We start from the raw sequence: 17,551 nt of genomic DNA on the forward strand, positions 1-17,551 counted from the left end.
GAAATAAGTGAGAATGTAAATTTAACTTCAACTCCAATCAAGAATGATAAAAATATTAAAGAAAAAATTTTAGATATTATAAAATCTAACAATGATCCGACTCAAATAATAGAAAATTTAGAAAAAGAAGAGTTGATATGGAATTTTATAAGTGGATTAGATCATGGTCACTATGAAAAGATAAAAGGAAAAGAGTTTGGTGCAATAAAAAAAGTAAATAGAGAAGTAAATAAAAAAATAAAAGAGTCATTATGTCAGGAATGGCTGGGATACAAATCTTTAGATAACAGCCTAAATATTAGACTTCAAAGTGATAATCCAAAACCGATAGAGATGAATAAATTTATGGCCCTAGAAGATTATGATAATTTTAATATTTATCTTAGTGAGGGTAATGAAATTGCATTAAAAAAAGAAGATGGCAAGAGATATTATGATTTTAGCAAGACAAACTCACCTTCTGAAATGACTATTAAGTGGAGAGCAGGTGAAATAGACTATACATTAATTGTGGAAGTGGGTAGCAATGGAATTAGTACTATTAAAGATTTTAAAATTGGAAAAGATAGCACTGTAGATAAAAACACTATACTAAACTCAGTAAAAACGAATGAAGAAGTTTTCTTAAATGGAAATAGTTTAAGTGAGTCTTTAGAGAACTACTTAAAGAATAGAACAAAAGTGAAAGAGATATACGAAGGAAAATCACTAGGTGAAGATATTACCCCTACTAGCGCAAATCAAGCAGCACAGAAATTACGTCCTACTCCTAGACATAGAAATCAAGCTAATAAATCTCATGAGAATTCTTACAATGAATCTAATTTGTCATAAAGTTCTTTGTCTTCTGGTTATCAGTCTGATTCAGAATCGTTATCAAACAGTAATGACTTCTTGAATACTTTGTCTTCTTCGTCTACTGGATTGTTTTCACAAGAGGCTATAGAAAAAATAAGCCAGTTAGAATCTAAAATAGATGATATAACAAAATTGCTAGAAAAAACAAAATGGGAAAAGAAAATCTACAACATCAGGTTAATAGACTAACAATAGACAAAGCTGCGTTGAAAAACGCTAATAAATATTTCTTAGAACATGATAATACACAAATAGAAGAATTAAAAAATGAGAATAAATTTTTAATAAAAAGCAAAAATGATCTTATAAATACATTAGAAAAAAGAATAAAAAATCCACAAGATCAAATCACTGAGCAGAGAGTTTTAGAAGCAAAATTAGAAAAATCAGTTAATGAATTTAATGCATTAAAAACCCATAATAGTGGATTGGTTAAAAATCTGGATAATCAAAAAAGAGAAAGTCAAAATTTGAATAGCATTAATGAGGATTTATTAAAAGAAATAACAGAACTAAGAAAAAACTTAGATATTCAGAAAAAGAAAAATGATGCATTAACGACAGAGAAAGATGAGGCTATCAAAGAGTTACACAACTCACATGAAAAAGTACGACGTGTACTAGAAGAAAAATTAAATAATCAAGAAAAAAGCATACATAAATCAAAAAAACATTTAGAGGAAAAGGACATACAAAATAACTTACTGCTGGAAGAAAATAAAAGTTTAAAAAGTGAGTTGCAAGAATTAAAAGGTGAGAACTTAATCTTAACCAATGAAAACAGTACGCTAGAACAGAATAATAATAATTTAATAAAAGAAAATCAGTCCTTAAGGGAAGAAAATAAAAAATTATCACAAAAACTTGAATTACAAAATACAGATTTATATAAAAATGAATTATTCACGAAACAGAGAGAGAAGAATAACCCAGAAAAAAATATTATGGATCAGTCAGTTCCTGATGGATTGAAAACTCCATTAAAGCCAAAGGTAGCATGGAGTATAATGGATAACCCAATTCTCGAAAAAGGTCTTCAAAATCCATTAGAGCCAGAGAGAACATATAAAAAAATAAGTAATCCAAAATCTTCTTCAACCTCAATAGACCCTGAGATTATAAAGAAAGCAGCTAATGTACTTGAACAACTTAATAAAAATGATAAATTATCTATGAAAAAATCTAAAATTAATAAGAACCATGATCAACCACCTTCAAAATTATCAGGCCCGCAAGCAACACCAGTAGTCGATAATAAAGATAAAGGAAGGGGAATATAGTTATAATTCACTATAAGACAAGTTAGATAAAAATATTGTTCTACTGAAATAAACAATAATCATAAACGAGTAACTTCAGTGGTAGAAAAACTTTCTAATCTGTCTACATTAAAGCTTGCACCTGGTTGATCATGTAATAGCTTTCTGTTTTCATTTGAAGTACTTTCTTCTAAAGAAGTTGAGCTGCCTTGCTCGCCCTCCCCTTCCTGCCTATCATCCGTTAAACTTAACTTCTTTATTATTAAATTTTTAGTATTAACATCATCACATGTAGCCATTGCGTTAGAAGATCTCATGTCTGGCAAGGACGTCATTAACACATCAAGCAATTTTGCTGAGCTAAGTGCACTCAGATTATTTGAAGATTCGAACATTATTAGTGTCATAGTTGCCCCTATCAATCTAAACATATCACTATGAAAAAAACGTTGATAATATTCATTGTCAGTAAGCTTTTTATCTAATACATATTCAGTAATTTTACTGGCATAATATCTAGACACACACAAAGATCCAATACGCATAGATTTGACTAAAAAAAGATCAACATAGAATAATGGATCTTGATACCAAGTAATGTTTTGTTGACTTCTATATGAAAGTGCATACCCTAAAATTAGTGTAAAAAACATAGCAGTATAAATAATACTTGAATATTGCACCTTATATCCTCGTATTTGTTTTTTTTCTTTTTCAGTAATGATTGTATTAAAATCAATCTTTGTTTCTCCAGTTAACTTTATATATATACGTTTAAGTTCTTTTACTACTTCATCTTTATCTTTATTTTGCTCGTATATTAAATAATAAAAACGTTTAAAATGTATATCATTAACGTCTATATTACTGTGATTTTGAATCAAATATTCATTAAACTGACAATTTATAAAAAATTCACCCCTATTTTTTATTTCTACTAAGCCAGCAGGAACAATCAATGGTAAGACTAAACGCAACATATTATCTATAAAGTTGTGCTTTATTAAATCTACTGGCTGTAATGCTAAATTTATACACCATCTAAGAATAGTTGTTCCCATCATTACTTTATTATTTAAAAAACTAGGAATATTTTGTTCTAAAAACTGAAGGTCATTTACGTTATTATTTTCAAAATATTTAAAAATATAATCACGAATTACTCTTTGTTTTGAGTTTAAAAATATAATCTTAGGTAGAGACGAAAAAATAAGTAACATAGAAACAAGTATATTTGAAAAAGTACTTAAGCCACTTGGTGATAGTAACTGACTTTCTTCATCTTTTGTTTCTGTCAATCTAAAGCATACAGCTGTACTTAAAAGAACAACATTTATTAATGCTATTGATCCTGAGCGGTTACTTATTTTATCTGAAAATATAAGGAATTTAGAAATTAACTTTTCTTTAGAATTAAAATATTCATTTGCTCCTGCTTTAATTTTTAAATATTCTTTAAATTTATTAATTTTACATAAGAAGTCTTTGCAATTCTTCTTCTCTTGTTCATAAATTTCTTCCTGTTGATCTAATATGTCATTGCTTTTAAATAGTATTATTACTTTAGCGATGTAACGGCAATACAGATATCCTTTAGTAGGAAGGTATCCTATCTTCTCTAATTCTTGTGCTGCCTCTAAAATTTTATCTTCATCTCCTCTATTATTTTCAAGAAGATATTCAGCTCTTTCTTTCAAGTCCGAAAAATTTTTTAATTCATCAGAATTACTATTAATAAATAGTTCTGCACTCTTTCCAAATTTTTCTTTCAATTTTTTATGAAAAAAGTTATCTAGCGCTCTTTCTACATCATTAACTTCATCTATCGGTTCTGTTCTTTCTTCAAACCATTTTAAAAAGTATAAATTTTTTTCTTCTACTGATAATTGTTGAAATTTATTAGCTAAAGGTAATTTTTGTACTACATAACTAAAACCAAAATTCCACCAAGTTTTTAAGAGGTCAAGGATCCGCTGAATATGAGTACCTCTAAAATTCAGTAAATCAAATTGTTTTCCAATCTCTTTTTCGAATGTATATACCATGCATTGATTAATTTATCCAAGATTATAATATAGTATTCAATAAATAGAATACTGAAAATTATACTACATATTTTTAATAAAGTTTTTACAGGAAAATATACTATATTTAGATAATTCTAAACTACCTATCTATTTCACCAAAAACAATATCGAGAGAACCAAGAATTGCAGCAACATCAGCAAGCATATGACCTCTTGCCATAAAATCTAAAGCTTGTAAATGTGCAAACCCTGGAGCTCTAATGCGGCACCTATACGGTTTATTTGTTCCATCAGAAACTATGTACACCCCAAATTCACCTTTTGGTGCCTCAACAGCAACGTAAGTTTCACCTTTAGGAACACGATATCCCTCTGAATAAAGCTTAAAATGATGAATCATGGCTTCCATAGACTCCTTCATTTCTGCTCTCGGTGGTGGAGAAATTTTCCTATCCTCAGTTTTTACAGGACCTTTAGGAAGCCTATCTATACATTGCTTTACTAAGCTAATAGACTGCCTAATCTCTGCCATTCTAACCAAATATCGATCATAGCAATCACCATTTTGACCTATTGGTATATCAAAATCTAGTTGATCATATATCTCATATGGCTGGCTTTTTCTCAAATCCCAAGCAAGACCAGAAGCTCTGATCATAGGACCGCTAAAACCCCAATCAAGAGCCTGTTCTAATGTCATAGCACCAATTCCTACAGTACGCTGCTTCCAAATTCTATTTTCTGTGAGTAAAGTATCGATATCATCTATATATTTTGGAAACTCTTCTATAAATTTCGCAATATCTTCAGCTAATCCATCAGGGATATCAGCTGCAACACCTCCAGGTCTAATATATGCTGCATGAAATCTTGCACCAGAAGCTCTCTCATAGAATGAAAGTATTTTTTCTCTCTCTTCAAACAACCATAAAAGAGGAGTTGTCGCACCAAGATCCAATGCTTGAGCAGAAATATTCAATAAATGATTCAATATTCTTGTAAGCTCACAAAACAAAATACGTAAATATTTTGCTCTGATTGGGATTTCACATTGCAATAATTTTTCTACACATAATGAATATGCATGTTCTTGTGACATTGGTGATACATAATCCAAACGATCAAAATAAGGTAAAGCTTGAAGATAAGTCTTGTACTCTATTAATTTTTCAGTGCCACGATGTAAAAGTCCAATATGAGGATCTGCCCTTTCAATTACTTCACCATCCATCTCCAAGACAAGACGAAGAACCCCGTGTGCAGCTGGATGTTGCGGCCCAAAATTTAATGTCATTGTTCTTAGATCTGGCATACTTAGTAGTTAAAAGACTAAAACATTAGTATTCTACAAATAAGGCACATTAAAAGTCAATTTTAAAAAGCTTACTACTCAAGTTAAAGTATATTATACCTTAGGAATCAGAGAACTAACATTTGAGAAATAAATATGGATTAAAGATATATAACCTATGAAGCTTATTCAAAATAGGAACATATATACATACAACAAAAACTCAATCACTATAAGAAAACTTATAGTGATTGAGCAACAATAAAAAATCAACTAAGTAAACATTATCTACTTAGAATCCTCCCATTCCTCCTCCACCCATAGGTGCAGAAGAATTATCATCTTTACTTGGTAAATCAACTACCATAGATTCAGTAGTAATTAGTATAACTGCAACAGACACAGCTGTTTCAAAAGCTATACGAACTACCTTTGCAGGATCAATGACACCAGCTGTAAATGCATTTGCATAATTCATAGTCTCAACATTATATATGAGCTCTTTATCACTTTGCTTTATTAAATGATCAATTATTACAGCAGGATCAAGACCAGCATTTTTAACCAACCTTCTAATTGGAGCAAAAAGAACTTTTTTGATAATATTAATACCAACTTGCTCTTCTTCAGTTACACCTTTTAACTTTTCAAGAGCAGATAAAGTATAAAGGAGAGCAACACCACCGCCAGGTACTATACCCTCTTCAATAGCAGCTCTTGTTGCATGTAATGCATCCTCAACTCTATCTCTACGTTCCTTTACTTCCACTTCAGTTGCTCCACCAACTTTAAGCACAGCAACCCCACCAGATAACTTTGCTAAACGTTCTCTTAATTTTTCTTTATCATAATCAGAAGTTGAAGTTTCAATTTGAGATTTTATCTGCTTAATTCTAGCCTTTACACCATCAGAATCACTATTTTCAGTAACAATTGTAGTGTAATCTTTACTAACCTTAATGTTCTTAGCAGTTCCAAGATCTTCTAAAGCAATATCCTCCAACTTTATTCCAAGTTCATCCTTGATCACATACTTAGCACCAGTTAATGTAGCTATATCTTCAAGCATTTCCTTTCTTCGATCACCAAAACCAGGAGCTTTAACTGCAGAAACCTTGAGCCCACCCCGTAATTTGTTTATTACTAAAGTACTTAGCGCTTCACCTTCAATATCTTCTGCAATAATAAATAAAGGTCTACCAGACTTAACAACAGACTCAAGAATAGGAAGTAATGGTTGTATAATACTTAATTTCTTCTCTGTAATTAATACATATGGATCATCAAGCTCTACTGTCATCTTCTCGTTATTTGTAACAAAATAAGGAGAAAGATAACCACGATCAAATTGCATACCAGTAGTAAGCTCAACTTCTAATTCCTTAGACCCTTTACTTTCTTCAACAGTAATTACACCTTCTTTTCCTACCTTTTTCACAGAATCTGCAATACTATTTCCTATATCTTTGTCACCATTTGCAGAAATTACAGCTACCTGAGCAACCTCATCCATTTTATCCAAAGAAATAGTGCGGGACATAGACTCTATTTCTTTTAACACAACATCTTTTGCTTTTAGCATTCCGTTTTTAATAGAAACACGATCACTACCAGCAGCAATAGATTTTGAAGCCTCAAGTATAATATTACTAGTCAATATAGAAGATGTTGTTGTACCATCACCAACCTTATCATTACATTGAGAACAACTTTGAGCAAATATTCCTGCAATAGCAGAATTTAAAGGCTCTTCAGGCTTTATACTCTTCATTACTTTATAACCATCTTTCGTAACCTCTGGCGCACCATAAGGCTTACTTATTCCTACTGTCAGCCCTTTAGGACCTCCAGTCACCCCAACTGTTGAGTCTACCATTTTTGCAACTTCACGAATAGCTTTCTGCAAAGCCTCGCCTGATACTATTATATTAGCCATTTTATCACCTCTTATTAACAATAAATTTACAAAACTTACAATAAAAACATTTAGTCAAAGTATACAACATTATATATATATACTTAGATCTAAAACTTACTCAATAATAGCAAGTAAATCAGATTCTTTCATGAGAACAAATTTATTATTATCATGTTCTATTTCTGTTCCAGCCCACTGACGATAAAAAACCTTATCACCAGCTTTTACAGTCAACTCAATAAAATGACCGTTTGAATCACGAGAACCTTTACCAACTGCTACTACTTCACCTTTAGTAGGCTTCTTTTCTGAATTTGACGGAAGCATAATGCCACCTTGCTCTTTTTCACTAAAAGGCTTTATTAACACATTATCATATAATATTTTTAAGCTTATCTTAGACATTTATCTCTCCTATATTAATATTTAAAAGTAATATATACATCTCATAACCTCATTTCAAGGGCTATATCTTTAATTAAATGAAAAAACTTAATAACCACAATATAAAGAATGATCAAGTTAAAACTTATTCAGTACCACTGAATACACAATGATATTCTTACCAAAAATCTCAGCTTCAAGTATATTATATTCTTTTGTGATTTTCTTTAAAAGTCATAAATAAAAACAATACGACCCCATCCTTTACTAACAAAGTGATACAAACACTAAATAAGTTAAGATTATAATTATTAAAAAAATATGATTTTATAAACTTGGCAATGACCGACTCTCCCTTATTCAAGTACCATAGGCGCAAGAGTTTTTCACTTCCGAGTTCGAAATGTAATCGGGTGTTACACCTCTGCTATAATCACCAAGTTTATAAAAAAAATTAACCTAATATTTAACACTGCATACACACACATATTAATAAACAAAATCAATCAGGCTATTAGTATTAGTTAGCTTCATATGTTACCATACTTCCACACCTAATCTATCAACGTGGTAATCTTCCACGGCCTTAATTGGGAAATCTTTTTGAAGAAAGTTTCTTGCTTATATGCTTTCAGCAATTATCTTATCTATACTTAGCTACCCAGCGATGCTGTTGGCACAACAACTGGTACACCAGAGGTATATCCATCTCGGTCCTCTCGTACTAGAGCCAGATCTTCTCAAATTTCCTTTCACCCACGGCAGATAGAAACCGAACTGTCTCACGACGTTCTAAACCCAACTCACGTATCACTTTAATCGGCGAACAGCCGAACCCTTGGGACCTTCTCCAGCCCCAGGATGTGATGAGTCGACATCGAGGTGCCAAACGGTGTCGTCGATATGAACTCTTAAACACCATCAGCCTGTTATCCCCGGCGTACCTTTTATCCGTTGAGCGATGACCCTTCCATACAGAATCACCGGATCACTATGACCGACTTTCGTCTCTGCTTGGCTTGTCAGCCTCGCAGTCAGGCAGGCTTATACCATTATACTATCAAGCTGATTTCCGACCAGCTCTAGCCTACCTTCGCACGCCTCCGTTACTTTTTAGGAGGCGACCGCCCCAGTCAAACTACCCACCATACAATGTCCTAGCTCCAGTTAATGAAGCATAGTTAGATATCAAAAATATAAAGAGTGGTATCTCAACAACGACTCCATTATAGCTTGCGCTATAACTTCAAAGTCTCCCACTTATCCTGCACATCATGTCTTTGATATCAATGTAAAGCTATAGTAAAGGTGCACGGGGTCTCTTCGTCTAACCGCGGGTACCCCGCATCTGCACGGGGAATTCAATTTCGCTGAAATGATGTTGGAGACAGTGGAGAAATCGTTACGCCATTCGTGCGGGTCGGAACTTACCCGACAAGGAATTTCGCTACCTTAGGACCGTCAGTGTTACGGCCGCCGTTTACTGGGGCTTCAATTCAGAGCTTGCACCCCTCCTATTAACCTTCCAGCACCGGGCAGGCGTCAGACCCTATACTTCCACTTACGTGTTTGCAGAGTCCTGTGTTTTTAGTAAACAGTCGCTACTCCCTATTTTGTGCCACCTACCAATAGTTACCTAAAAATAGGCTACCCTTCTCCCGAAGTTACAGGTATAATTTGCCGAGTTCCTTCAACATCATTCTTTCAACACCTTAGTATACTCTACTTATCTACCAGTGTCGGTTTACGGTACGGCCTCATAAATATAAGTGCTATTTCCTGGAGCTTTTTTTAAGCATAGATCAATCCGATAAGATCTATACAAATAGAAAACCCGTCACACTTAAGAGGTTTAGGAATATTAACCTAATTGCCATCGACTACTCCTTTACGGACTTGCCTTAGGAACCGACTAACCCTACGCAGATTGACTTAACGTAGGAAACCTTAGATTTTCGGTGAGAGTGATTTTCACACTCTTTTACGCTACTTATGTCAGCATTCTCACTTCTGATATCTCCAATAACCTTTACAAGTTATCTTCACAGACTTACAGAACGCTCCGCTACCGTACCTATATATTATAGGTACCCACATCTTCGGTATACAACTTAAGCCCCGTTACATTTTCGGCGCAGAAAAACTTATTTAGACAAGTGAGCTGTTACGCTTTCTTTAAAGGATGGCTGCTTCCAAGCCTACCTCCTAGCTGTCATGGTTCTTCCACTTCCTTCCCCACTTAGCTGTAATTTAGGGACCTTAGATGGTGGTCTGGGCTGTTTCCCTTTCCACTATAGACTTAGCACCTATAGTGTGTCTGCTGTACAATTTAATATTGGTATTCGGAGTTTAGTTAGATTTGGTAAGATGATGAATCCCCCTAGTCTATCCAGTGCTCTACCCCCAATATTATAAATACAACGCTCTACCTAAATAGATTTCGCGGAGAACCAGCTATTTCCAAGTTTGATTGGCCTTTCACCCCTAATCACAGCTCATCCAATACTGTTGCAACAGTAACTGGTTCGATCCTTCAGTATGTCTTACCATACCTTCAATCTGGCCATGACTAGATCACTTGGTTTCGGGTCTAATCCATAAAACTAAATCGCCCTATTCAGACTTGCTTTCGCTACGCCTACACCTAACGGCTTAAGCTTGCTCTATAGATTAACTCGCTGACCCATTATGCAAAAGGTACGCTGTCACTTTAATAATTTAAATTATAAAATTACTTCTATAAAAAAAAATTATAAAGCTCCAACTGTTTGTAAGCACTTAATTTCAGGATCTATTTCACTCCCCTCCCGGGGTTCTTTTCACCTTTCCCTCACGGTACTTGTTCACTATCGGTTGTTAAGGAGTATTTAGGCTTAGAGGATGGTCCCCCTATATTCAAACAGGATTTCACGTGTCCCGCCCTACTCAAAAATTTGAAAACTTTCTACTTGTACAGGATTATCACCTTCTATGATTACTTTTTCCAAAATATTCCAATTCTTATCTTCAAATTGTTGGCCTTTTCTACGTTCGCTCGTCACTACTAGCAGAATCTCTTTTGATTTCTTTTCCTTTGGCTACTGAGATATTTCAGTTCACCAAGTTTGCTTTATATACCTATTTATTCAGTATATAATAATTAGTTAAACTAATTGGGTTCCCCCATTCGGAGATCTACGGATTAGAACTTGTTGACAATTACCCGTAGCTTATCGCAGCCTACCACGTCCTTCATCGCCTCTTAACACCAAGGCATCCATCAAGTGCTCTTACTATATTTAATTTATAAAATATATGTAGAATATGCAGAGTTAAATATTATTTTAATAAAATTGAATTGAGATTTAAAATCTCTACCTATAAACTTATCAAACATCTATTACAAAACTTAGAATAATTAAATTCTATTGATTAGAGTATAGAAAGTAATAAAAAGCATGTCAACAAGTTTTATAAAAAAACAATGAAGATAAACTTAATATTACTTTCCCATTTTATAATATATTAAACATGATGTGTATTTTCATTTGATAAAGATACCGTTTCTGTAAGTAAACTTTTAGGTTCCTTATCTAATGAATTCTTTATAGAAGTACAAATATTGGATGTCAAATTTGCTAATACTTTAAATCCCAAGAAAGCAGTAGGGATAAGCATAATTATTGACTCTATACCTCCTGCTAAACTTAGTGATGACATTTTATCTGTTAAAGACGATTTATTTTCTTTTTTAATAATGCAATCTGTAGATATAGAAGCAGAAACACTATACCCAAACATTCCAAATCCTAGCGCAGCAGTAACTATTAGAGGTACATGTAAAGGAAGTACTAAAATTAAAGGCAATACAACTGCTGTTATAGCTAAAGCAGCACCAGCTAATCCAAATCCTAAAACCTCTAACTTTTGTCTGCCTGTCATTAACTTTTGTTCACCTTTCATTTGACTTCTTCCTTCTGAAGCATTTGTAAGCAATCCTAAGCTTGAAATCCCTGAGATTAATCCAGATATCGATCCTATAGCAATTGCTGCAGTAACTCCAAGTCCAGATGATAGCACACATATACCTAAAGCATATCCTATACATATCCCAGCTATAGTAGCCACAGCAACATTAAGCGCTAAAGCCATTTTCTTTTCTTTTACAAATTTTAAAATATCTGAATTGCTTTTCTTAGACAGAGCCGTCCATCCTTCTTTTTCCATTAATGGAAAGAATACACTAAGATATCTTTGTAATACTTGAGGACGGTATGGGTTACTTTGTTCCAAATTAAACTCATTTTTCCAAAACAAAGCATTTACTCCATTTTGTGCATCTCTAAATTGCTTTTCTGCTTCTTCTAATATTGGATTTGCTGTATCTTTAAAACTTTCAAAATCTTCTCTCGCTTTAAGTGATGGATTAATTTTATTAAGCAACTGTTTTGCTGTTTTACCATCTTCATCTTTTATCAAAGGATTTGCTCCTGCCTTTATTAAAGCTTCAAGAATTTTTTCATTTGCACACATAATTGCTATGTGTAATAACGGATATAAGCTGCGCGTTTCTTGTCCACCAACCCAAAAACAAGCATTGATATCATTTTTTACTTTTTCCCATTGTTTTAATGTGAAATCAATCTCTTCTTTATCATCATTACTCAATTCTTTTTCTTCACGCATTGAAGATAGTAATACATTTACTACCTCACCACCTGATTGTGTCGAATCAACAGCTCGATTAAATAATTTATTCCATAATTCTAAATTCATAATAACTACCTCACTAACATAAATTAATAATGTAATTATTACATACTTATTGTGAAAAATCAACTACTTAATTAAGATATTAACATCCTTTGCTTGAATTAGACTATCATTTTCACTACTCGCTTTCTCTGTATAAAGTAAAGCAAGCCCTATATTTTTTATACTTGAGCGAAGTTCACCTATTTCTTCATCACTTTTTATTATTTTAGTACCAGCAATTGGCAAATCATTTTCTCCGCTAACGAGATAAAGTTTTCTTCTTAGACTTTGCTGTCTACTCATTCTTGTTACAACCTCTTGCCCTATATAACATCCTTTATTAAAATCTATACCATTTACTTTATCAATTAGGTATTGAAGAGGGAATGATACATTTTGCACCATATCTCGTATTCCATCTGGAATAAGATTACTGATTCTAACGTATTCATAATCATTTAAATTTCCAGATTCATCTAAACATAACTCGATAGGTGAAATTATCCTAAAACCTAAATTTACGTGCCTTGGATCTTGAAAAGTAATTTGTAATTCATTTATATTAACTGCATCAGAATTTAGTGATACTCCTACTTTATATAGCTTACTTACATCTTGAATTTTTACTCTAAGATATGTTTTTAATAAATTAAGTCTTTCAACTATTCCATTTATATAGATACTTTCACATTCAAGTAAGATATTTTTACCATTTTCAATAAGAAAAAAATCATATAAATACTTTCCTTGAGGATTAAGTAGCAAAGAATAAACTGCTTTCTGTATATTCAGCTTATTTATATTATTCGTTATGACATCTTGTAAAAACCCTCTTACATCTGGACCTGAGAGCTTTAGTACTCCCCTATTAGGTAATAGTACATAATTATTCATTCTACTTTAAATAAATTCTACTTTAAATAAGTATAGCAATAGGGTTCTCTATATAATTCTTAAAAGTATTTAGAAATTTAGCTGCAAGCACTCCATCTACTACCCTATGATCCACAGAAAGTGTAATTGATATTATCTCCACTATTTCAAGTTTATTATTTATCACTACTGGTTGCTTTTCTGACTTTCCAACAGCCATGATGCAAGACTGTGGTGGATTAATAATTGCACTGAAACATTTTATGCCAAACATACCAAGATTAGAAATAGTCAGCCCTCCCCCCTGAAACTCTTCAGGTTTTAGTTTCCCAGACTTTGCTCTATTTACTAAATCCTTCATTTCTTTTGATACGCATGAAATACTTTTTTTATCTGCATCTTTAATGATAGGGGTAATGAGTCCATCATCTAGCGCTACAGCAACTGCAATATCTATACTCGAATACTTGAGAATTTTATTATCTATCCATGAAGAATTAATATCAGAGTGAGATTTCATACTCAAAGCAACAGCTTTTATGATAAAATCATTTATTGTAACCCTATTACTACTATCTACTGCATTAACTTCATTCTTTACTAAAAGTAGCTTATCTAGCTTACAATCTAATGTTAAATAAAAATGCGGTATAGTTTGTTTCGACTCTGTTAAACGCTCAGCTATTACTTTCCTCATGTTACTCACCTCAGTAAGCTTACCAGTATTATTTAAAGTAGTAGTGTTATGATCAAGAGTTTTAAGTACATCGTTTCTAACTATACGCCCGTATGGACCAGTACCTTTTATGGAGCTTACATCTATATTTTTATCTTGCGCTATTTTTTTGGCCAATGGGCTTATTTTTATTCTGTCTTTTATATTTTCCTCCATAACACTAGATGCTGATAGTTTTTTCTCATCTATAGCTACATGTTTAACTGAAGAATTGCTTGCAGAATCCATACTTAAATCTTGATTTTCTTCTTGAATATCTTTTTTATTTTCACTACTTAAATATGTATTAAGATCTTCCCCTTCTTCAAGCATTAATGCTATAACTTGGTTAACTTGCACATTACTTGTTCCCTCAGGAATTAAAATCTTAGCCATGATTCCTTCATCCACTGATTCAAATTCCATAATAGCCTTATCAGTTTCTATTTCTGCAATTACGTCACCTACTTCAACTCTCTCTCCTTCTTTCTTATGCCACTTAACTATTTTCCCTCCAGTTTTATTCATAGTTGGAGAAAGCGCAGGCATTAATATTTCTATTGACATCTCATTATTTCCTACTTGAAATTACTTATCTGTTTAAATCATTCTATACTACATGTCAATTTAATTGTGATAAACAATAAACTATCTTAATCAAGCAAGTTTATATTTAAATTGTAAAGTATTTAATAGTTTTTTTGTTATAAGTTAATAATTTTACACATACAACCTCAATTCTAAATAAAAATAGACCAGAGAAGTCTAGCATGATTTCCTTTGTATCCAATTCAAATTTTTAAATTATTAACTACATTATATTTTCAGTGTTGATTTTTTATTTCAAAAGAGATTTAATCTCGAAAATATAATATATAGTTTCAACTTTTTTAATAATTAGCATGTACTTGTATCTTAACAGTTTCTTTGGAGGGTTCAAAAATGATTTCTAAAAACTTAGAAGCAAGCCTAAATAGAGCATTATTGATTGCTTCAAGTCTCAATCACACTAATGCAGACTTAGAACATTTATTACTTTCCCTAGTAGGTGACATCGATGTCAATCGTATCTTATCAAAATGCAATATGAAGATAAGTGAGTTAATAGATGTTAGGCGTATTTTTTCCAAGCTCAGCATAGAATGCAATTACTCAAGTAGTGATGATATAGAAAATTTATTATACAATAAATTTCATCTCTTAAAAGTTAGTGAAGTACATGATATTCAAGCTAGCTCAACATTTCAATGCATAATACACAAAGCAATAATACATGCTCACAGCATAGGAAAAAGAGAAATTAATGGAGCTAATGTTTTTATAGAAATACTCTCTACAGAGAATCTAGATATTAGTAATTATCTTTCCTTAAAACAAAATATTAATAACTTTAACCTGATAAGTTTGATATCAAATACTGCGTATTCTGATGATGAAAAGAAATGCACTACTGATCATAAAGAAAAACCTGGTAATAATGATAATTCTGCACCTAAAGCAAATGATGAGATACTAAAGGATGAAGAAGTCTTTAATAACTATTGCGTTAATTTGAATGACCATGCGAAACATAAGAAAGTAGACTGTGTAATTGGACGTTCCTATGAATTAAATCGTACTGTAGAAATATTACTAAGGCGTAAAAAAAATAATCCAATGTATATTGGTGATCCTGGTGTCGGAAAAACAGCAATAGTGGAAGGTCTAGCACTAAAAATCGTTGAGGGTAACATACGCCCATTAAATTCAAGCATAATTTATGCTTTGGATTTTGGTTCTCTTCTCGAAGGAACTCGTTACAGAGGGGATTTTGAAGAGAGAATAAAATCTATCATAAGAGTAATGGAGATAAAGCGTAATTCTATTCTCTTTATTGACGAGATACATAACATAATAGGGGCTGGATCAACAAGTGGAAACTTTCTTGACGCAAGTAACTTGCTAAAACCTGCATTAGCAAGAGGAACATTACGCTGCATAGGAGCAACTACTCACAAAGAATACAATAGAAGTTTCGGAAAAGATAAAGCACTTGCGAGAAGATTTCAAGTCATTGACATTAAAGAGTCTTCCGTCAAAGAAACAATTAAAATATTGAGTGGAATTAAACGTTACTATGAAGTATATCATGATGTATATTATACAAAAAGTGCTATTAAATCTGCTGCTGAACTTTCACACAGATATATTGCTGAGCGAGTCCTGCCTGACAAAGCTGTTGATATTATTGACGAAGCAGGTGCATACAATAAATTACAAAAAAAGAGAAGTAAAGTCATACGGCATACAGATATTAAAAATATTATTACTAGAATCACTAAGATGCCGTGTGGCTCAGAATGTAATGACTTTAAGAAAATTCAATTTCTAGAACAAAATTTAAAAAAGGTAATTTTCGGTCAAGAAAAACCTATAGAAACTATTGTTAATTCTATAAAAATTGCTATGTCTGGATTAAGGAATCAGGACAAGCCTTTAGCTAGTTATCTTTTTGCTGGACCAACAGGGGTTGGCAAGACTGAACTCGCAAAACAACTAGCAATAAATATGGGTATGAATCTTATACGTTTTGATATGTCTGAATATAAAGAATCTCATACAATTTCAAGAATGATTGGATCTCCTCCTGGTTACCTGGGTTATGATCAAGGTGGACTACTCACCGATGCTGTATTAAATAATCAATATAGTGTTGTGCTTCTCGATGAGATTGAAAAAGCTCATAGCGATATTTACAACATATTGTTACAAGCTATGGATTACGGCTGTATTACAGACACTTTTGGTCGCAAAGTTAATTTTACTCATGTGATTCTAATTATGACTACTAATGCAGGAGCACTGGAGCATAGTAAAGAGTCTATTGGTTTTGGAAATAAAATGTATAGTGTTAGTGATAGTGAAAAGGCAGTAAAGCAAGTTTTTAGTCCTGAGTTTTGTAATCGTCTTGATGCTGTTGTATCATTTTCTACTTTAGAACAAAATGTCATTTTGCTCGTTATAGAAAAATTTATTTCAGAGTTAAGAAAGCAACTTTTGCAACAAAGAATAGATTGTACAGTAGAAAGTGAGGTAAAGTTTTATATTGCAAAATTATATCATAACACAGAAATGGGAGCACGCCCAATAGAAAGAATAATTGATAAAGAAATAAAAAGTTATCTTGCGCAGAAAATATTAAGCTATGACTTAAAAAACGGTAATAAATTAAGAATTTATATAAATAATGCAAAAGTTGCTTTTCGTATAACTTAAGTCTCTACATGGATATCAATGCACTATAAAAAATTAATACAGTTGTTTTTTCAACAAAGTTATACCTCTTTTCTAAACTAGAAAAACCGGAAGATAATTAGCTTAATTGGAGAAATTGAGGAAGAAACCTAAGCAATATCAAGTAAAATATTTATTTTTTCTTAATAGGAGTGCGAGCGGCAAAAATTTTTGCTTCCGCAGTTTCGCCATTACCATTATAATATAGAAAATCAAGTA

The 17,551-nt window shown here is 32.4% G+C and carries 11 protein-coding genes and 2 rRNA genes; 4 read left to right on the forward strand and 9 right to left on the reverse strand.

The window, feature by feature from the left end; all coding sequences use genetic code 11:
* The 3 genes from V6U76_RS01040 to V6U76_RS01050 all read left to right on the forward strand — a co-directional run.
* The coding region (locus V6U76_RS01040) for a hypothetical protein (protein ID WP_333023169.1) at window positions 1-834 on the forward strand (834 nt) is incomplete at its 5' end.
* Between the two features lie 6 nt (window positions 835-840).
* Window positions 841-1,047, forward strand: coding sequence for a hypothetical protein (locus V6U76_RS01045; RefSeq protein WP_333023170.1), 207 nt, complete (start codon window positions 841-843; stop codon window positions 1,045-1,047).
* Window positions 1,008-2,138, forward strand: a complete 1,131-nt coding sequence (locus V6U76_RS01050; protein WP_333023171.1) for a hypothetical protein — start codon at window positions 1,008-1,010, stop codon at window positions 2,136-2,138. Before V6U76_RS01045 ends, V6U76_RS01050 begins: the two co-directional genes overlap by 40 nt.
* A gap of 59 nt (window positions 2,139-2,197) precedes the next feature.
* On the opposite strand, the gene V6U76_RS01055 is transcribed toward V6U76_RS01050, so the two are convergent.
* The 9 genes from V6U76_RS01055 to V6U76_RS01095 all read right to left on the reverse strand — a co-directional run bounded on the left by V6U76_RS01055 (window position 2,198) and on the right by V6U76_RS01095 (window position 14,626).
* Window positions 2,198-4,162: a hypothetical protein gene (locus V6U76_RS01055; protein WP_333023172.1), complete on the reverse strand. Its 1,965-nt coding sequence runs from the start codon at window positions 4,160-4,162 to the stop codon at window positions 2,198-2,200.
* Between the two features lie 121 nt (window positions 4,163-4,283).
* Window positions 4,284-5,456, reverse strand: coding sequence for an NADH-quinone oxidoreductase subunit D (locus V6U76_RS01060; RefSeq protein ID WP_333023173.1), 1,173 nt, complete (start codon window positions 5,454-5,456; stop codon window positions 4,284-4,286).
* A 271-nt stretch (window positions 5,457-5,727) separates the two neighbouring features.
* On the reverse strand, window positions 5,728-7,371 hold the full coding sequence (gene groL, locus V6U76_RS01065) for a chaperonin GroEL (RefSeq protein WP_333023174.1): 1,644 nt from the start codon (window positions 7,369-7,371) through the stop codon (window positions 5,728-5,730).
* Between the two features lie 96 nt (window positions 7,372-7,467).
* A complete protein-coding gene (locus tag V6U76_RS01070) occupies window positions 7,468-7,749 on the reverse strand; it encodes a co-chaperone GroES (RefSeq protein WP_333023179.1) in 282 nt (93 codons plus the stop codon).
* A gap of 321 nt (window positions 7,750-8,070) precedes the next feature.
* A 5S ribosomal RNA gene (gene rrf, locus V6U76_RS01075) occupies window positions 8,071-8,178 on the reverse strand.
* A gap of 52 nt (window positions 8,179-8,230) precedes the next feature.
* Window positions 8,231-11,021 (reverse strand): 23S ribosomal RNA (locus V6U76_RS01080).
* Window positions 11,022-11,241: 220 nt separating this feature from the next.
* Window positions 11,242-12,492 (reverse strand): hypothetical protein, encoded by a 1,251-nt coding sequence (locus V6U76_RS01085; RefSeq protein ID WP_333023175.1) that lies wholly within the window; start codon window positions 12,490-12,492, stop codon window positions 11,242-11,244.
* Window positions 12,493-12,555: 63 nt separating this feature from the next.
* Window positions 12,556-13,365, reverse strand: coding sequence for a CAF17-like 4Fe-4S cluster assembly/insertion protein YgfZ (gene ygfZ, locus V6U76_RS01090; protein ID WP_333023176.1), 810 nt, complete (start codon window positions 13,363-13,365; stop codon window positions 12,556-12,558).
* Between the two features lie 22 nt (window positions 13,366-13,387).
* On the reverse strand, window positions 13,388-14,626 hold the full coding sequence (locus V6U76_RS01095) for a pyruvate dehydrogenase complex dihydrolipoamide acetyltransferase (protein WP_333023177.1): 1,239 nt from the start codon (window positions 14,624-14,626) through the stop codon (window positions 13,388-13,390).
* 375 nt (window positions 14,627-15,001) lie between these two features.
* Between V6U76_RS01095 and V6U76_RS01100 the strand changes: the two genes are divergently transcribed.
* The gene (locus V6U76_RS01100; RefSeq protein WP_333023178.1) at window positions 15,002-17,314 is read left to right on the forward strand and encodes an AAA family ATPase; all 2,313 of its coding nucleotides are present in this window, start codon (window positions 15,002-15,004) and stop codon (window positions 17,312-17,314) included.
* The last annotated feature ends 237 nt before the right edge of the window (window positions 17,315-17,551 follow it).

This window comes from Wolbachia endosymbiont of Pentidionis agamae, from assembly GCF_036711655.1.
In the GTDB taxonomy this organism is placed as follows: Bacteria; Pseudomonadota; Alphaproteobacteria; order Rickettsiales; family Anaplasmataceae; genus JAZHPY01.